The 17,886-nt window shown below is 68.9% G+C and carries 17 protein-coding genes and 1 pseudogene; 12 read left to right on the plus strand and 6 right to left on the minus strand.

Annotation, left to right across the window (positions count from 1 at the left end; all coding sequences use genetic code 11):
• Positions 1 to 49 precede the first annotated feature (49 nt).
• From AAHS21_RS01435 to AAHS21_RS01455, 5 genes are all read right to left on the minus strand, one after another.
• On the minus strand, positions 50 to 574 hold the full coding sequence (locus AAHS21_RS01435; RefSeq protein WP_342925943.1) for a DUF3592 domain-containing protein: 525 nt from the start codon (positions 572 to 574) through the stop codon (positions 50 to 52).
• On the minus strand, positions 571 to 2,214 hold the full coding sequence (menD, locus tag AAHS21_RS01440; RefSeq protein WP_342925944.1) for a 2-succinyl-5-enolpyruvyl-6-hydroxy-3-cyclohexene-1-carboxylic-acid synthase: 1,644 nt from the start codon (positions 2,212 to 2,214) through the stop codon (positions 571 to 573). Before menD ends, AAHS21_RS01435 begins: the two co-directional genes overlap by 4 nt.
• A 116-nt stretch (positions 2,215 to 2,330) precedes the next feature.
• Positions 2,331 to 3,113, minus strand: coding sequence for an alpha/beta hydrolase (locus tag AAHS21_RS01445; RefSeq protein ID WP_342925945.1), 783 nt, complete (start codon positions 3,111 to 3,113; stop codon positions 2,331 to 2,333).
• Positions 3,110 to 4,081 (minus strand): o-succinylbenzoate synthase, encoded by a 972-nt coding sequence (locus AAHS21_RS01450; protein WP_342925946.1) that lies wholly within the window; start codon positions 4,079 to 4,081, stop codon positions 3,110 to 3,112. Before AAHS21_RS01450 ends, AAHS21_RS01445 begins: the two co-directional genes overlap by 4 nt.
• Entirely contained in the window at positions 4,078 to 5,682 is a 1,605-nt protein-coding gene (locus tag AAHS21_RS01455) for an amidohydrolase (RefSeq protein ID WP_342925947.1), read from the minus strand. The genes AAHS21_RS01450 and AAHS21_RS01455 overlap by 4 nt, the downstream gene beginning before the upstream one ends.
• Positions 5,683 to 5,759: 77 nt before the next feature.
• Here AAHS21_RS01455 and fadD8 point away from each other — a divergent pair, with 77 nt between their 5' ends.
• Positions 5,760 to 7,361, plus strand: a complete 1,602-nt coding sequence (gene fadD8, locus AAHS21_RS01460) for a fatty-acid--CoA ligase FadD8 (protein ID WP_342925948.1) — start codon at positions 5,760 to 5,762, stop codon at positions 7,359 to 7,361.
• A 63-nt stretch (positions 7,362 to 7,424) separates the two neighbouring features.
• Here the strand turns inward: fadD8 and AAHS21_RS01465 are convergent, their stop codons facing one another.
• Positions 7,425 to 8,006 (minus strand): TetR/AcrR family transcriptional regulator, encoded by a 582-nt coding sequence (locus AAHS21_RS01465; RefSeq protein ID WP_342925949.1) that lies wholly within the window; start codon positions 8,004 to 8,006, stop codon positions 7,425 to 7,427.
• An 83-nt stretch (positions 8,007 to 8,089) separates the two neighbouring features.
• Between AAHS21_RS01465 and AAHS21_RS01470 the strand changes: the two genes are divergently transcribed.
• The 11 genes and pseudogenes from AAHS21_RS01470 to AAHS21_RS01520 all read left to right on the plus strand — a co-directional run bounded on the left by AAHS21_RS01470 (position 8,090) and on the right by AAHS21_RS01520 (position 17,594).
• On the plus strand, positions 8,090 to 9,028 hold the full coding sequence (locus tag AAHS21_RS01470; protein ID WP_342925950.1) for an aldo/keto reductase: 939 nt from the start codon (positions 8,090 to 8,092) through the stop codon (positions 9,026 to 9,028).
• A 13-nt stretch (positions 9,029 to 9,041) separates the two neighbouring features.
• A complete protein-coding gene (locus AAHS21_RS01475; RefSeq protein WP_342925951.1) occupies positions 9,042 to 9,491 on the plus strand; it encodes a nitroreductase family deazaflavin-dependent oxidoreductase in 450 nt (149 codons plus the stop codon).
• A gap of 13 nt (positions 9,492 to 9,504) precedes the next feature.
• Positions 9,505 to 10,407, plus strand: a complete 903-nt coding sequence (locus AAHS21_RS01480; RefSeq protein ID WP_342925952.1) for a 1,4-dihydroxy-2-naphthoyl-CoA synthase — start codon at positions 9,505 to 9,507, stop codon at positions 10,405 to 10,407.
• Positions 10,408 to 10,486: 79 nt separating this feature from the next.
• Complete coding sequence (locus tag AAHS21_RS01485) at positions 10,487 to 11,383, plus strand: SDR family oxidoreductase (protein ID WP_342925953.1); 897 nt, start codon at positions 10,487 to 10,489, stop codon at positions 11,381 to 11,383.
• 74 nt (positions 11,384 to 11,457) lie between these two features.
• On the plus strand, positions 11,458 to 11,865 hold the full coding sequence (locus AAHS21_RS01490; protein WP_342925954.1) for a VOC family protein: 408 nt from the start codon (positions 11,458 to 11,460) through the stop codon (positions 11,863 to 11,865).
• Positions 11,866 to 11,962: 97 nt separating this feature from the next.
• Positions 11,963 to 13,099 (plus strand): annotated as a pseudogene (locus AAHS21_RS01495) (inorganic phosphate transporter); the annotation flags it as partial.
• Positions 13,100 to 13,174: 75 nt separating this feature from the next.
• Positions 13,175 to 13,474 carry a hypothetical protein gene (locus AAHS21_RS01500; protein ID WP_342925955.1) on the plus strand — a complete coding sequence of 100 codons (300 nt, stop codon included), beginning with the start codon at positions 13,175 to 13,177 and terminating at the stop codon, positions 13,472 to 13,474.
• Positions 13,475 to 13,525: 51 nt separating this feature from the next.
• Positions 13,526 to 13,849 carry a DUF3349 domain-containing protein gene (locus AAHS21_RS01505; protein WP_342925956.1) on the plus strand — a complete coding sequence of 108 codons (324 nt, stop codon included), beginning with the start codon at positions 13,526 to 13,528 and terminating at the stop codon, positions 13,847 to 13,849.
• A 68-nt stretch (positions 13,850 to 13,917) separates the two neighbouring features.
• Positions 13,918 to 14,997 (plus strand): o-succinylbenzoate--CoA ligase, encoded by a 1,080-nt coding sequence (menE, locus tag AAHS21_RS01510; protein WP_342926531.1) that lies wholly within the window; start codon positions 13,918 to 13,920, stop codon positions 14,995 to 14,997.
• Complete coding sequence (locus tag AAHS21_RS01515; RefSeq protein ID WP_342925957.1) at positions 14,994 to 16,346, plus strand: hypothetical protein; 1,353 nt, start codon at positions 14,994 to 14,996, stop codon at positions 16,344 to 16,346. Before menE ends, AAHS21_RS01515 begins: the two co-directional genes overlap by 4 nt.
• A gap of 6 nt (positions 16,347 to 16,352) precedes the next feature.
• On the plus strand, positions 16,353 to 17,594 hold the full coding sequence (locus AAHS21_RS01520; RefSeq protein ID WP_342925958.1) for an APC family permease: 1,242 nt from the start codon (positions 16,353 to 16,355) through the stop codon (positions 17,592 to 17,594).
• The last annotated feature ends 292 nt before the right edge of the window (positions 17,595 to 17,886 follow it).

Here is a 17,886-nt window from a genome sequence, read left to right on the forward strand (position 1 = left end):
TCGAAGGTTGCCGACTGGCATACAGGGCGCGAAATTTGCTGCTGAAACGTTATATGTCTTTGCTACCCGCACTTTTGGCCACGTCACGACGGTCCAGTTGCTTGTCTATCAGCGCCAGGCCCACCAGCACAACCAGTGCGACGAGCCAACTGACGACCGCGATCGACCCCGCCGGGATGATCGCCAACCCGGCGTTGCGGTGCTGGACTCGCACCAGGTTCGGATCATTTTTGTTGTATTCGACGTATATCCGCATACCCGTGGCTAATTCGGACGGGTATAGCACGCCGAGCTCGGGTCGGTAGGTGACTCGCTCAGGTGTGACGAATTCGATCGTCGACCGGCGGGGCCCCGCACTGAGCACCTCCGCCTGCGCCACCCCCATGTTGTGCCGGATCGCGAGATCGTTGCGCCAGGCGCCGGCCACCAGCAACACCGACTGCAGCGTCACCAGGCCGGCGATGACCAGCACCGCGATCCGGGTCAGCCGCAACGTAATCCGCGCCGGCGTGGTCGGCGGTTCATCGCTGCGGCCGTGGATCACAGTGCGCAGCAATGCTTTTGGTGACTTCACAAGGCGGCCTTGATGGCGGCATGGAGTCCGCGCAGCGACGACCGGTCCGCCTTGACCTCCAGCACCCGCATGCCGGCGCCGGATTCGTTGAGTGCCGCGTCCAGCTCGTCGACCTCGATCTGCCGGCTTTCGACGTGGTAGGCGCGGCACAGTGCACCGACGTCCACATCGTGCGGGGTGCCGAAGATCCGTGCGGACACGTCCGAGAACCTCGGGTCGCCCTGCTCCAGCAATTCGAAGATGCCGCCGCCGTTGTCGTTGGACACCACGATGGTCAGATGCCGCGGCGTCGGCTCGGTCGGACCGATCAGCAGCCCGGAGCTGTCGTGGACGAACGTCAGGTCGCCGATCAGGGCGACAGTGCGGGCCGGGTTCTCGGCCGTGCCGTTGCGTTCGTGCGCCAGCGCCGCACCGATCGCGGTGGACACGGTGCCGTCGATGCCGGCGACGCCGCGGTTGGACCGGACCCGGACGGCGGTCGTGTCGAGCCCCACCAGCGCGGCGTCGCGGACCGGGTTGGACGCGCCCAGCACGAGCTGATCGCCCGGCCGCAGCGCATCCGCCACGGCGGCGGCGACGTGCAGGCCGGTGGTCAACGGATGCGCGGCCAGCTGGCCGCGCACCGCCGCGACCGCGTGCCGGTTCATCTGCGCGCAGCGATCCAGCCACGCCGGATTGGGTGTCCCGGTGGTGACGGCCCGGGTTCCGGTGGCCTGCGAGTTGCCCGAGACGTCCGGCCAGCGCGGTCCGGTGGTCAGTGCGTACACCGGCACCTGCGGGTCGGCCAGCAGCGTCGAGACCGTGCGATGCAGCGTCGGACGGCCGAGCATGATCACCTGCTTCGGGCGCAGCAGCGGCAGGGCCAGCGGGTGTAACGGGGTGACCGCCGCCGGCGCGGTCGGTTCGGCCACCGTCGGCAGCTGCGCGAGGGCGGGCTGCGCGCCGGCGCCGTGGCCGGCGATGACGACGGTGTCCGGCGACAGGTCGATTTCCAGCGGCTGGTCGAAGGTGACCGGCGGCGTGTAGGTCCACGGCCTGCCGTCGGGCCGCCCCGGCGGCGTCGTCACACTGTGCGGATCGGGCACCAGCGGCTCGCGCAGCGGGATGTCGAACTGCACGGGCCCGGCGTTGGCGGTGCGAGAGCCCGTGGCCGACGCCAATACCCGGCAGGTGGCCGACCGCCAGGTGGCGTTGAGCGCATCCAGTCGCTCCGGCGCATCCTCGGCCAGACCCAGGCTGATCGTGGCGCGAACCTGGGTGCCGAAGTAGCCCAGCTGCTCCATGGTCTGGTTGGCCCCGGTGCCCAGCAGTTCGTAGGGCCGGTTGGCGGACAGCACGATCAGCGGCACCCGCGCGTAATTCGCCTCGACGACGGCCGGGCCGAGATTGGCGACCGCGGTGCCCGAGGTCATCGCCACACAGACGGGCGCGCCCGCCGCGATCGCCAACCCGATGGCCAGATAGCCGGCGGTGCGTTCGTCGATGCGCACGTGCAGCCGGATCCGGCCGGAGCGATCGGCGTCCTGCAGCGCGAACGCCAGCGGGGCGTTGCGCGAGCCGGGGCATAACACCACGTCGCGCACGCCGCCGCGGACCAGCTCGTCAACGACGACGCGAGCCTGTGTCGTCGAGGGATTCACTCCTACAGGGTGTCACAGCGCGCTGACGATGCCCGCCGCGCTGCGTCGGATGAGGAAGCGCGCCATCAACCCCCGCGCCGACGACGCCCGACGCGCTGCGTCGTCGGACGAGGAAATCAAACGTCGGTGAAGAACTTCAGCGCCACGCTGTTGACCGCCTCGGGCCGCTCCAGGAAGCCGAGATGGCCCGCGTCGGGGATCTGCACGTAGCGGCCGTTGGGCAAGGCGTCGGCGACCTCGCGCCCCAGGTGCGGCGGGGTGATGACGTCGTCGGCGAAGCCCATCACCAGCACCGGGGTATTGATGCCGCGGTAGGCCGCGAGCCGGCTGGTCTGCGGGGACACGCTGAGCTGGGTGCGCAACCCGGGCGTGCGCTTGACCGGCCAGGCCCGGAACATGGTGATCCAGTCGGCGACCAGCACGTCGTCGTTGATTGTCTTGCGCGAAAAGTTCTCCAGCACACGGACTTTCGCCTCGTAAGCGGGCGGTAGTTCGGTGTTGGAAGCGTAGAGCTCCTGCTCGCCCTCGTGGAAACCCTGACGGGCGCGGTCCAGGCGGCCGCGGGTGGCCATCAGCACCGCGGCCTTCACCAGCTCGGGGCGCGCCACCATCAGCTCCTGGGCGATGAACGCGCCCATCGACACCCCGACGATGCGCGCTGGGGCAGCACCCAGGGACTCGATCAGCGACGCGGTGTCGTTGACCATGGTTTCCGTTGTGAACCCCTCGGCGTTTTCGGTGGCGCCGATCCCGCGATTGTCGAAGGTGATCACGCGATAACCCGCGGACACGAATGCCGGGACCTGATGCGGCAACCAGGTGCGTCCGGGGCCGCCGCTGCCCGAGATGAAGACCACGGGCTCACCGCTGCCGCGGTCGTCATACGCCAGGTTGATCACTCGATCGACGGTACAAGGAGCGGATAGCACGCCTTGACCCGGTCGATCCACCATTGCCGGCGCTGCGGCGATGCCCGCAGCGCGTGCAACCGCTCCGGATCGGGTGCAACCGGCCTGACGGGCAGGTGGCCGTCGACGGCCGCGGCGGGTGCGGCGACGTCTTCGGCGAACAGCCCGCCGGTGCCCAGGCCGCAGGCGTGCCGCAGTTGCGGCAATGCCGCCGCGGCGGTCAGCCCGGCGGCGATGCCGACCGCCGAGTCGAGTGCGCTGGAGACCACGACCGGGATGTCGATCTGCGCGGCAATGTCCAGCAGGGCCGAAATCCCGCCCAGCGGAGCGACTTTGAGCACCGCGATGTCGGCGGCGCCAGCGCGGACCACCGCCAGCGGGTCGTCGGCCTTGCGGATGCTTTCGTCGGCGGCGATCGGAACGTCGATCCGCCGCCGCAGCTCGGCCAGTTCGTCGATGGTGGCGCAGGGTTGTTCGAGGTATTCCAACGGGCCGTGGACGGTCAGCACGGCCGCGGCCAGCATCGCCTGGTCGATCGTCCAGCCGCCGTTGGCGTCCACCCGCACCGTCGGGACCAGTTCGCGCACCGCGTTGACCCGGGCGACGTCGTCGGCCAGCGTCTGACCGGGTTCGGCGACCTTCACCTTGGCCGTGCCGGCGCCGGGAAATCGGGCCAGCACGCCCGGCACTTCGGCCGCGGCCACGGCGGGCACGGTGGCGTTGATCGGGATGCGGTCGCGGTGCACCGGCGGCGGCTGCCGGTAGGCGCCCTCGATGCCCGACGCCAGCCACGCCGACGCCTCGGCCGGCCCGTATTCGACGAAGGCGCCGAACTCGCCCCACCCCGCCGGTCCCTCGATCAGCGCGACCTCGCGGGTGGTGATGCCGCGAAACCGCACCCGCATCGGCAGCGCCACCACGTGCAGGCGCTCCAGCAGCTCGCCTACGGCGGGCTTCACTGGCTGTAGACCTGGCGGCCCGCCAGATAGGTCGCCCGCACCTCGAGATCGGCGATCTGCTCGGGCGGCACCGTGCGCGGATCGGCCGACAGCACCACCAGGTCCGCGTACTTGCCGACCTCGAGCGAGCCGATGGCGTCGTCGGCGAACAGCTGCCAGGCGGCGTCGATGGTCTGCGCGCGGATCGCCTGCTCGACCGTCAGCCGCTCTTCGGGGGCCAGCACCCGACCGCTGGGCGCGGTGCGGGTCACCGCGACGCTGATGTTGCGCAGCGGCTCCTCGGGCGTGACGGGCGGGTCGTTGTGCAACGAGATGCGCATCCCGGTGGCCACCGCCGAACCTGCCGGCATCCAACGGGATCCGCGCTCCTCGCCGAACAGCCCGTCGACGATGACGTCGCCCCAGTAGTGGATCTGGTCGACGAAGATGCTGCAGGTCACGCCGAGGTCGTGGGCGCGTTGCAACTGCTCGGGCCGGATGGCCCCGACATGCTCGAGGCGCAGCCGGTGGTCGTCGCGGGGGTTGCGCTTGAGGGCCTCCTCGTAGACGTCGAGGATGGTGTCCACGCCGGCGTCGCCCTGCACATGGCAGGCCATCTGCCAGCCCAGCGGGTAATAGGCGCCGACGATCTCGCGCAGTTGCTCGGGGGTGTAGTTGGCGCAGCCGCACGAACCCGGCGGGATGCCGACGGTGCGGGTGGCCTCGGTGTCCAGGTAGGGAAAGGACAGCGCGATATTGCCGATCCAGGGCGAGCCGTCCACCCAGATCTTGATGCCGACCTGACGCACCATGTCGTCGCCCTGGCCGGGCGTGGCGGCGGTGGCCATCCGCGGGTTGGAGACCTCGTAGGTGCGCAGCCGGACCGTCAACCGGTCGTGCAACCGCGCCACCATCGGCCCGAAGTTCGGGTCGAATGCCATCTCCGAGCAGGTGGTCAGCCCGGCCCGGTTCAGCCGGGCGCACTCGGCCAGCAGCATCGCCGGGTAGCTGTCGGCCGAGATGGCGCCACCAAGCAGGGGGAACACCGCGGCGATCTCCTCGGCGGTGCCGTCCAAGTCGCCGTTGGCATCGCGGCCGTACTTGGCGCCCTTGGGGTCTGGGGTGTCACGGGTCAGCCCGTTGAGGCGCGCGGCATGCGAGTTGAAGAAAGCCTTGTGCCCGGAGTTGTGGATGATCACCAGTGGTCCGTCCGGGGCGATGTCGTCGAGCCACGCCAGCGTCGGGGTGGGCAGGCCGGACTGCAGCAGCGCGTCCCAGCCGTTCAGGTAGGCGCCCGCCGATCCGCGCCGGGCGACCTCGCGACGGATCGCGGCGACGACGTCGTCGGGGCCGGGGATGGTTACCGGCCGGATGTCGACGATCCGGTCCGACAGCGCGACGGCCTCCATCAGCGGATGTCCGTGTGCCTCAACGAATCCCGGCATCACGCAGCCGTCGCCGATGTCGATCGTCTCGGTGGCCGGGCCGATGAGCGTCTCGACCTCGGACCGGTCGCCGACGGCGACGATGCGGCCATCGGCGATGGCGAGCGCCGCCGCGGTGGGCTTCGCTTCATCGACGGTGAGGATGGTTCCGGTCACGACGAGATCTGCCTGCGCCATGGGCAGAAAGCCTAGTGCTGCCGCCGCCCGCCGAGGGGGTGGCAGACAAGAATTGCAACACGTTCTAGTCTTGCCCCATGAGTGACGATCTGTTGCGCCATCCCATTCATTCCGGACACCTGACCGTCGGTGCGCTCAAGCGCAACAAGGACAAGCCGGTGCTGCATCTCGGCGACACGACGCTGACCGGTGGACAGCTCGCCGAGCGCATCAGCCAATACATCCAGGCGTTCGAGGCGCTCGGTGCGGGCACCGGCGCGACCGTCGGGCTGCTGTCGCTGAATCGGCCCGAGGTGCTGATGATCATCGGCGCCGGGCAGACCCAAGGCTATCGGCGGGTGGCGCTGCACCCGCTGGGCTCGCTGGACGACCACGCCTACGTGCTGGGCGACGCCGGCGTGACGTCGCTGATCATCGACCCCAACCCGATGTTCGTCGAGCGCGCGCTGGGCCTGCTGGACAAGGTGCCCGGCCTCAAGCAGGTCCTGACCATCGGCCCGGTCCCCGAGGCGTTGGGCGATTCCGCAGTGGACCTGGTGGCCGAGGCCGCGAAGTATTCGCCGAAGCCGTTGGTGGCCGCGGACCTTCCGCCCGACCACATCGGCGGGATGGCCTACACCGGCGGCACCACCGGCAAGCCCAAGGGCGTGCTGGGCACCGCGCAGTCGATCACCACGATGACGACAATCCAGCTCGCCGAGTGGGAGTGGCCCGAGAACCCGCGCTTTTTGATGTGCACCCCGCTGTCGCACGCCGGGGCGGCGTTCTTCGTGCCGACCATCATCAAGGGCGGCGAGCTGGTGGTGCTGACCAAGTTCGATCCGGCCGAGGTGCTGCGGGTGATCGAGGAGCAGAAGATCACCGCGACCATGCTGGTGCCGTCGATGATCTACGCCCTGATGGACCACCCCGACTCGCACACCCGCGACCTGTCCTCGCTGGAAACCGTCTATTACGGCGCCTCGGCGATGAACCCAGTGCGGCTGGCCGAGGCCATCCGCCGGTTCGGGCCGATCTTCGCCCAGTACTACGGGCAGTCCGAAGCCCCGATGGTGATCTCGTATCTGGCCAAGGCCGATCACGACGAGAAGCGGCTCACCTCCTGCGGACGGCCCACCCTGTTCGCCCGCACCGCACTGCTGGACGCCGACGGCAACCCCGTGCCGCAGGGCGAGGTCGGCGAGATCTGCGTGTCCGGGCCGCTGCTGAGCGGCGGGTACTGGAACCTGCCCGAGGAGACGGCCAAGACGTTCAAAGACGGCTGGCTGCACACCGGCGACATGGCCCGCGAGGACGAGGACGGCTTCTGGTTCATCGTCGACCGGGTCAAGGACATGATCGTCACCGGCGGGTTCAACGTGTTCCCGCGCGAGGTCGAGGACGTCGTCGCCGAGCATCCGGCCGTCGCGCAGGTCTGCGTGATCGGCACGCCCGACGAGAAGTGGGGCGAGGCCGTCACCGCGGTGATCGTGCTGCGCCCCGACCATCCCTCCGACGAGGAGGCGGTGGCGCGGGTGACCGTCGAGATCCAGTCCGCGGTCAAGGAGCGCAAGGGTTCGGTGCAATCGCCCAAGCAGGTGATCGTGGTCGAGTCGGTGCCGGTGACCGCGCTGGGCAAGCCCGACAAGAAGGCCGTCCGCGCGCGGTTCTGGGAGGGCGCCGACCGCTCGGTGGGCTAGTTCTTCGCCTTGGGCGCGAACGTGACGCTGCAGTCACGGTCGAGGCCCAGCGTGACTGTGCCGTCACGTTCGGGGAGGCCGCGCGGAGTCTGAGCCCTGGGCAGTGATCCCGGCGACCAGCAGGTCGAGCATGCGGCCGGTCTGCTCCGGTGAGCCGGTGGCCAGAAAGATTCCGATCAGGCTGCTGACCACGTCGTCGGCCCGGACGTCGGCGCGCAGGCTGCCGTCGTCGGCTCCGGCCCGCAACAACCTCTCGACGGCACCGACGATGCTGTCGCGGGTGTGGCCGGGTTCCATGGCGCCGGAGTCGAAGATCGCGTGCAGCGTCTCGGCCATACCGCGCTTGGCGGCCACGAACCCGGCGTAGCGATCCATCCAGCGCCGCAGGGCGATTCGGGGCGGGTGGGTGTCCAGCAGCTGCTGAGCGGCCGCGGCCACGTCGGCGAGCTCGGCGCGGAAAATCGCCTCGACCAGCGCCTCCCGGCTCGGGAAATGCCGGTACAGCGTGCCGATGCCGACGCCGGCGTCGCGCGCGATCGACTCCAGCGACACCGCGCGCCCGTCTGCGGTGGCGAACGCCGCGGTCGCCACCTCGAGGAGCTTTTCACGATTCCGGCGCGCGTCGGACCGAGTGCTGCCAGCCAAGCGGAGGGTCCTCCGTTTCTGCTACTCTCGGTCAAGCGGAGGAGCCTCCGCATTCTCCAGTGTCTCACGGGATAAGGAGCACCATGACGGACAAACCACAGCCCGGCGGCCTCGGCAGCATCGGCACGGCGGCGGTCGCCCGCGTCGGGTACGGCGCCATGCAGCTGTTCGAGACCTCGCCTGAGGACGCCGCCGCGGTGCTGCGTCGCGCCGTCGAACTCGGCGTCAACCACATCGACACGGCCTCGTTCTACGGCCCCGGCGAGGTGAATCGCCGCATCCGCGCGGCGCTGGCCCCCTACCCCGACGACCTCGTCATCGTCAGCAAGGTCGGCGCGCGCTACACCGGCGACGAACCGATTCCGCTGGCCGCCGCGCAACGGCCCGCCGAGCTGCGCGCCGCCGTGGAGGACGACCTGAGCCAGCTCGGCCTGGACCGTGTGCCGGTGGTCAACCTGCGCCGGATGGACCTGGGTCCCGCAGTCGGCGCCGAGGGCGACCAGATCGTCGACCTCGACGACCAGCTGGCCGAGATGATCGCGCTGCGCGACGAGGGCAAGATCGGCGCGATCGGCATCAGCAGCGTGCCCCTCGAGGTGCTGCGGCGCGCCCTGCCCGCCGGGATCGTCTGCGTGCAGAACGCCTACAGCCTGCTGGACCGCTCCCAGGAGGAGATGGTCGACGTCTGCGTGGCCGAGGGCATCGCGTGGGTGCCGTATTTCCCGCTGGGCTCGGCGTTCCCGGGCTTCCCCAAGGCCACCGACAACGCCGTCGTGGTGGATATCGCCGGCGAACTCGGCGCCACCCCGGCGCAGGTCGGGTTGGCCTGGATCCTGGCGCATGCGCCGAACTCGTTGCTGATTCCGGGTACCCGCTCGATCGGGCACCTCGAGGAGAACATCGGCGCGGCAGACGTCACGCTGGATGCGGACGCCCTGAACCGGCTGGATGCCGTCGCCACCCCCGGCGACGACCTGTGGGCGCACGGCGTCGAACGCTTCTTGGAGGCGCCGCAGAGCTGACTACTGTGGTCGCATGGGCAAACCGATCAAGCCGCCGTGGTGGCTGAAGCCGGCGAACAAACTCTTCATCCAGATGTCGCGGCTGGGAGTGAATTTCGGCGGCGAAAGCCCTGTCGTGCTGACGGTGCGGGGACGCAGATCGGGACGTGAGCGCGCGACGCCGGTGACACCGATGACCGTCGACGGCAAGCAGTACGTCGTCGCCGGATTCCCCGGTGCCGACTGGGTGGCCAACGTGCGGGCGGCCGAACAGGCGACCGTGGCCCGCGGCCGCCGTACCGAGCGGGTGCGGATGGTGGAGTTGTCCGCGGCCGACGCCCGGCCGATTCTGCGCGTGTTCCCTCGAGAGGTGCCCACGGGTGTGGGATTCATGAAGCGGGCCGGACTCGTCACCGAGGGCAGTCCCGACGAGTTCGAGCGTCTGGCGGGCCGCTGCGCGGTGTTCCGCCTGGACCCCGTATAGGAGTTGAACAGCCTTGACTGACAACCCATTTGATGCGCAGGTCTGGCGAGAAGTCGACGGCTTCGGCGATCTGACCGACATCACCTACCACCGCCACGTCGACGACGCCACGGTCCGGGTGGCGTTCGACCGCCCCGAGGTGCGCAACGCGTTTCGGCCGCACACCGTCGACGAGCTGTACCAGGTTCTCGACCACGCCCGGATGTCCCCCGACGTCGGCGTGGTACTGCTGACCGGCAACGGCCCGTCCCCCAAGGACGGCGGCTGGGCGTTTTGCTCCGGCGGCGATCAGCGCATCCGCGGGCGCTCGGGCTATCAATACGCCGCCGGCGAGACCGCCGATACCGTCGACGCCGCCCGCGCCGGAAGGCTGCACATCCTCGAGGTGCAGCGACTGATCCGGTTCATGCCCAAGGTGGTCATCTGTCTGGTCAACGGGTGGGCCGCCGGCGGCGGGCACAGCCTGCACGTGGTCTGCGACCTGACGCTGGCCAGCCGCGAGCATGCGCGCTTCAAGCAGACCGACGCCGACGTCGGCAGCTTCGACGGCGGCTACGGCAGCGCGTATCTGGCCCGTCAGGTCGGCCAGAAGTTCGCCCGGGAGATCTTCTTCCTGGGCCGCCCTTACACCGCCGAGCAGATGCACCACATGGGCGCGGTCAACGAGGTCGTCGACCATGTCGACCTGGAACGCACCGGCATCCAGTGGGCGGCTGAGATCAACGCCAAATCCCCACAGGCGCAACGGATGCTCAAGTTCGCGTTCAACCTGCTCGACGATGGCCTGGTCGGCCAGCAGCTGTTCGCGGGCGAGGCCACCCGGCTGGCCTACATGACGGACGAGGCGGTCGAAGGCCGTGACGCGTTCCTGCAGAAGCGCGATCCGGACTGGAGCCCTTTCCCCCGCTACTTCTAGCGGGTCACGCTGGCGTGACGCTCGAGGCCAAACGCCACGATGGCGTGACGCTCGGCGCCCCCACCTAGACTCGCGTCCCGTGGGTAAGAGTCCGCTTCGCCGAATCACCGACCAGCTGGTCCTGGCCACCATGCGGCCCCCGATATCGCCGCAGATTCTGGTAAACCGCCCGCCGATCAAGCCGGTCGAGCTCGCCGGCAAGCGCATCCTGGTGACCGGGGCGTCGTCGGGCATCGGCGAAGCCGGCGCCGAACGGTTGGCCGAGCACGGCGCCACCGTGGTCGTTGTCGCCCGGCGCCAGGAACTGCTGGATGCGCTGGCCGCGCGGATCACCGACGCGGGTGGTGACGCCATCGCCGTCCCGTGCGACGTCTCGGACATGGACGCCGTGGACGCCCTGGTCGCCGACGTCGACAAGCGGCTCGGCGGAATCGACATCCTGATCAACAACGCCGGCCGGTCCATCCGCCGGCCGCTGGCCGAGTCGCTTCAGCGCTGGCACGACGTCGAGCGGACCATGGTGCTCAATTACTACGCTCCGCTGCGGCTGATCCGTGGTTTCGCGCCGGGAATGCTGGAGCGCGGCGACGGCCACATCATCAACGTTTCGACCTGGGGCGTGCTGTCCGAAGCGTCGCCGTTGTTTGCTCCGTACAACGCATCCAAAGCGGCGCTGTCCGCGGTGAGCCGGGTCGCCGAAACCGAGTGGGGCCGACGGGGTGTGCACTCGACGACGCTGTACTACCCCTTGGTTGCCACGCCGATGATCGAGCCGACGAAGGCATATGACGGGTTGCCCGCGCTGACGTCCGAAGAAGCCGCCGAGTGGATGGTCACCGCCGCCCGCACCCGGCCGGTACGGATCGCCCCGCGGATGGCGATCGCGGCCCGGGCACTGGACACCATCGGGCCCCGCTGGGTGAACACCCTGATGCAGCGCCAGAACCTTCAGCCCAATCGCGAAAACGGGAGCTGAGCGCCCTGGTCGGAGTGTTGGCGTTGGCCGCGCTGCCAGGCTGACGCGCGGCGACGACGTGATAGACACGAGCTATGGAGATCCTGTTCAGCCGAATGCTGCTTCGGCCGGCTGATTATCAGCGGTCGTTGACGTTCTACCGCGACGAAATCGGCCTGGCCATCTATCGCGACTATGGCGCTGGCACAGTGTTTTTCGCGGGCCAGTCTTTGCTGGAACTGGCCGGCTGGAGCGATACCGACGAGTCCCGCGGACCATTCCCGGGGGCGTTGTGGCTGCAGGTGCGCAACATCGAGGCAACCCAGGCCGAACTAATCGGTCGCGGGGTGCCGATTGCCCGCGAGGCCCGTACCGAACCGTGGGGCCTCAAAGAGATGCATGTGACCGATCCGGATGGCGTTACGCTCATCTTCGTCGAGGTGCCGGGTGACCACCCGTTAGCCCGCGACAACCGAGGTGAACAGCAGGGAACGACCGGTTAACTGACAGGTAACATCTGGCGACGGTTCATAAATTACCTGAGTTTCACCCGTGCCAGCATTCGACAATTTAATCCCCCTACCACCAGAATCAGGCGCTGTGGACATACAACTGTTCCTCCTAATCATTGTCGTAGTCACGGCATTGGCATTCGATTTCACCAACGGCTTCCATGACACCGCGAACGCCATGGCGACCTCGATTGCCAGTGGCGCGCTGAAGCCCAAAACAGCCGTCGCTCTCTCCGCGGTGCTCAACCTGGTGGGCGCATTCCTGTCGACCACCGTTGCGGCGACCATCGCCAAGGGCCTCATCGATTCCAGCATCGTCTCGCTGGAATTGGTGTTCGCCGGCCTGGTCGGCGGCGTCGTCTGGAACCTGCTGACCTGGCTTCTCGGTATCCCCTCGAGCTCGTCGCACGCGCTGATCGGAGGCATCATCGGTGCCACGATCGCGGCCGTCGGCGCGCACGGGGTGATCTGGTCGGGCGTGATGTCCAAGGCGATCATCCCGGCCGTCGTGTCGGTGTTCGTCGCCCTGTTGGTCGGTGCCTGCGCGACCTGGGCGGTCTTCCGGATCACCCGGGGCCTGGGGAAGGAGCGCACCGAAGCGGGATTCCGACGCGGCCAGATCGGCTCGGCGTCGCTGGTCTCGCTGGCGCACGGGACCAACGATGCCCAGAAGACGATGGGCATCATCTTCCTGGCGCTGATGTCCTACGGCTCGGTCAGCAAGAGCGCCGCGGTCCCGCCGATGTGGGTCATCGTCTGCTGCGCCATAGCGATGGCCACAGGCACCTACCTGGGCGGCTGGCGGATCATCCGCACGCTGGGCAAGGGACTCGTCGAGATCACGTCGCCGCAGGGCATGGCCGCCGAATCCTCCTCTGCCGCGGTGATTCTGCTGTCCGCTCACTTCGGCTACGCGCTGTCGACCACCCAGGTCTGCACCGGCTCGGTGATGGGCAGCGGGCTGGGCAAGCCCGGCGGTGAGGTCCGCTGGGGCGTCGCCGGCCGGATGGCCGTCGCCTGGGTGGTGACGCTCCCGCTGGCCGGTCTCGTCGGCGCGATCACCTACTGGATCGTCCACTACATCGGTGGATACCCCGGCGCCGTCGTCGGCTTCGGGCTCCTGGTCGCCACCTCGGCCGCCATCTACATCCGGTCTCGCAAGAACAAGGTCGACCAGCACAACGTCAACGACGAATGGAAGGGCGATCTGACCGCCGGACTCGATGAGAACAGCCCGTCCGGTGGGGCCAAGGTGGGCGCCACGACCGGTTCCGACGATGTGAGTGTGGGGTAGCCTCCGATGAGCTCATTGGGTGAATGGTTCAACTACGAAGCAACCCTGAAGATTCTGCTCTTCAGCATGCTGGCCGGCGCGTTCCTGCCTGGGCTGTTCGCCGTGGGGATCCGGCTGCAGGCGCTCGGCTCCGGCCACGCCGGCGCCGACGGCAGCACCTCGCAGCCGAACCCGATGCTGTCGGCTCTGGCCTGGTTGATCTACGCACTGGTGGTGACGGTGATCATCGTCGGCGTGTTGTTCATCGCGCGCGATTTCATTGCGCACCACACCGGGTATCCCTTCCTGGGGGCCAAGCTTAAGTAGCATCGAATCGTCGTCCACCGAACTACCGAGCCCCCGGGCGGAGTTGATCGAATGAACCGATTCCTAACCTCGGTCGTCTCGTGGTTGCGCGCGGGCTATCCGGAGGGCATTCCCCCGACGGATACCTTCGCCCTGCTGGCGCTGTTGGCCAACCGACTGTCGAACGACGAGGTCCGACTTGTGGCCAACGCGCTGATGGATCGCGGCGATTTCGACAACATCGACATCGGCGTGATGATCAGCAAGCTCACCGATGAGCTGCCGTCGCCCGAGGACATCGAGCGGGTGCGGGCGCGGCTGGCCGCCCAGGGCTGGCCGCTGGACGATCCGCATGACGACGAGCTCGACGACCTCGATGGCGGAGCGCACGCATAGCTGTTCTGCGTGCGCTGTTTGTCTCGCCCGGCTCCGCGGCCGCAGTGTTGCTGCCCGCGCTGGAGCGGGTGCTGGCCGGTCGTGACTCGGCGTTCGTTGCGGCGCAACAAAATTACGACCTGCACGCGCTGCGGGTCGGCGAGGCCATCGACGACGACGTCGCCTTGGTGGTGACGACATCGGGGACCACCGGTAAACCCAAGGGCGCCTTGCTGACTGCCGCGGCCCTGACCGCCAGCGCGGCCGCCACCCATGACCGTCTCGGCGGGCCGGGCAGCTGGCTGTTGGCTCTGCCGCCGCATCACATCGCCGGCATCCAGGTGCTGGTGCGCAGCCTGCTGGCCGGTTCGGCGCCCGTCGAGCTGGATGTCTCCCGCGGGTTCGACGCCGGCGAATTGCCGCGCGCGGTAAGCACATTGAGCGCCAGCCGGCGATACACGTCGCTGGTCGCCGCCCAACTGGCCAAGGCGTTGGCCGATCCCGCGGCAACGGCCGCGCTCGCCGAATTGGACGCCGTATTGCTGGGCGGCGGACCCGCACCCCGACCGGTGCTCGATGCCGCGGCGGCCGCGGGAATCACGGTGGTGCGCACCTACGGGATGAGCGAGACAGCGGGCGGCTGCGTATACGACGGCGTCGCACTGGACGGCGTAGAGCTGCGGGTGGACGACGGGTGCATCGTAATCGGCGGCGCCACGGTGGCTAAGGGCTATCGCAACCCGGTTGATCCGGACCCGTTCGCCGAGCCGGGCTGGTTCCGCACCGACGACCTGGGCGCGATCGACTCCGGTGTGCTGACGGTGCTGGGCCGCGCCGACGACGCGATCAGCACGGGCGGGCTGACGGTGCTGCCCACGCCGGTCGAGGCCGCGCTGTGCGCCCACCCCGCGGTCGAAGACTGCGCGGTGTTCGGTCTCGCCGACGACCGGTTGGGCCAGCGGGTGGCCGCGGCGATCGTGGTGCGTGACGGCTCCCGACCGCCGACGCTGGATGCGCTGCGCACACACGTGGCCGGCATCCTGGACACCACCGCCGCGCCGCGCGAGTTGCACATCGTCGACGCGTTGCCCCGCCGCGGCATCGGCAAGGTCGACCGGGCGGCGCTGGTGCATCGGTTCGGTGCCGACCAAGAGGCCGGCCGATCGTGAGGGTCGCCCGCCGGGAAATGCTGGCCGTCGCGGCCGGTGCCGGCCTGGTTGCCGCCGCGGTGGTGCTGCCGTCGCTGGATTGGGGTGTGCGCCCGCGCCTCGACCTGGGTCCGGAGCGCTTTGCCACCAACGCCGAGTCGGAACCGCTGTTCGGCGCGTGGGAGGTGCACGCCAGCTGGGGAACCGGCCCGGCGATACTGCTCGCGGTTGCCGCAGTGGTGTGGGGACCAGTTGTCGCACAACGCCTTTCGTGGCGGACGCTGACGCTGGCCACCTGGGCGGCGTCCTGCGGGTGGGCATTCGCGCTGGCGATGATCGACGGCTGGCAGCGCGGCTTCGCGGGGCGGCTGACCACCAGGGACGAATATGTGACCCAGGTGCCCAGCATCGACGACATTCCGGCGACGGTGCGCACGTTTACCACCCGGATTCTCGACTACCAGCCCAACTCCTGGATCACCCATGTGTCCGGGCATCCGCCGGGCGCGCTGCTGTCGTTCGTCTGGCTGGACCGCCTCGGTCTGCACGGCGGCGCGTGGGCCGGCTTGTGGTGCCTGCTGGTCGGCTCCAGCGCGGCAGCGGCCGTGGTGATCGCCATACGCGCTTTGGCCGACGAGCAGACCGCGCGGCTGGCCGCTCCGTTCGTCGCGATAGCGCCGACGGCGATCTGGGTGGCGGTCTCGGCCGACGGCTACTTCGCCGGCGTCGCGGCGTGGGGCATCGCGCTGCTGGCCGTGGCCGTACACCGACAGGTTCGTTTCCCGGCGCTCATCGCCGCTGCCGCCGGGCTGCTACTCGGCTGGTGCGTCTTCCTCAGTTACGGCCTGGCGCTGCTGGGCTTGCCCGCCGCGGCCGTGCTGGTTTCGGCCAAGGATTTTCGCCCGGCGCTACGGGCACTGGGCCCGGCCACCGTGACCGCGTTGGCGGTCGCGGTGACCTTCGCCGTCGCCGGGTTCTACTGGTTCGACGGCTACACCCTTGTCCAGCAACGCTATTGGCAGGGGATCGCCCACGACCGGCCATTCCAGTATTGGTGGTGGGCAAACCTGGCCTGCGTGGTGTGCGCGATCGGCCTCGGCGGTGTCGCGGGCATTACCCGGGTGTTCGACGGCGCCGCCATCCGCCGTCGCTCCGGCTTTCATCTGCTGTTGCTGGCCATGCTGGCCGCGATCGTCTGCGCCGACCTGAGCATGCTGAGTAAGGCGGAGGTGGAACGGATTTGGCTGCCGTTCACGATCTGGCTCACCGCTGCGCCCGCGCTGCTGGCGGTGCGCTCGCACCGCATGTGGCTGGCGATCAACGCCGCCGGTGCACTCCTGGTCAATACCGTCATGGTCACCCACTGGTAGGCGGACATGGAAGATCAACCCGAACTGGCGCGCCGACTCAACACGACCGACGCGGTCGTCATCGGATTGGGTTCGATGATCGGGGCCGGGGTGTTCGCCGCGTTCGGCCCGGCCGCGCGCGCCGCGGGCGCGGGTCTGCTGATCGGGCTGGCGCTGGCCGCGGTGATCGCCTACTGCAATGCCACCTCGTCCGCGCAACTGGCCGCGGAGTATCCGACGTCGGGCGGGACGTACATCTACGGCCGGGAACGCCTCGGCCCGTGGTGGGGCTTCATCGCGGGGTGGGGATTCGTGATCGGCAAGACGGCGTCGTGCGCGGCGATGGCGCTCACCGTCGCCGCCTACGCGGTTCCCGGGGCGCCGGTGTGGTTGCAGCGAATCGTCGGGATCGCCGCCGTTGTCCTGCTGACCACCCTGAACTACCGCGGCGTCACCAAGACCGCGATGCTGGCCCGAATTTTGTTGGTGTGCACCCTGATTGCGCTGGCCGCTGTCGTCATCGGCATCGCGATGAGCAAGCCGGATTTCGCACAGCTGAGCGGCTCGTGGTTCACCGGCTCGATTTACGGGGTGCTGCAGTCGGCGGGGCTGCTGTTCTTCGCGTTCGCCGGGTATGCCCGCATCGCGACGATGGGTGAGGAGGTGCGCGACCCGGCCCACACCATCCCCCGCGCGATTTCGGTTGCCTTGGCGATCGCGGTGGTGATCTATCTGGTTGTCGGGGTGGCCGCACTACTGGCCGCGGGACCCGACCGGCTCGCGAATGCCGTTGCCCCACTGGCCGAGGCGGTGCGCGCGGCCAGCGCCCCAGAGTTGGTTCCGGTGATCTCGGTCGGGGCAGCGCTGGCCAGCCTTGGCGCGCTGCTGGCACTGATCGCCGGGCTCGGGCGCACCACCCTGGCGATGGCCCGGCACCGGGATTTGCCGGCCTGGCTGGCGGCGGTGCACTCCGAACACCGGGTGCCACACCACGCCGAGATCGCGATCGGCGTGGTGGTCTGCGTCCTGGTGAGTGCGGTGGATCTGCGTGGAGTGATCGGCTTTTCGTCGTTCGGGGTGCTGATCTACTACGCGATCGCCAACGCCGCCGCATATACGTTGCGTCGGCGCCGGCTGGTGAATGGTGTCGGACTGGCCGGGTGCCTGCTGCTGGTCGCCACCCTGCCGTGGGAAGCGGCGGCCGCGGGTCTGGCGGTTTTCGCCGTCGGGATCGCCGGGCGCGCGGCCGTGTTGAGCCGACGCGACTGAGGCCCTCGGCAGTTAACCACGGCCGGGCCGGTCAGCCGGCTCCCACCGGCCGATGTGGTGCCGATTTTAGCCATATGTTGCCCGCGTATCGCGCCGTTCAACTGGTCTTTGCCGACGCGGAAAGGCCCGTGGCGGGTGTCGGATCTGCCGTCACGGCGGCAGGGCGCGGGGTACGCACTAACCGTTCGGCACGTTTGCTGGTGAGAACTCGAATTATTGGTGGGGAGATTTAAATTAACGACATCGTCGATCGCTATACGTCGAGTGTGTGTTTTATATGTGTTCACCCTGC

Source organism: Mycobacterium sp. 050272 (assembly GCF_039023525.1).
GTDB lineage: Bacteria > Actinomycetota > Actinomycetes > Mycobacteriales > Mycobacteriaceae > Mycobacterium.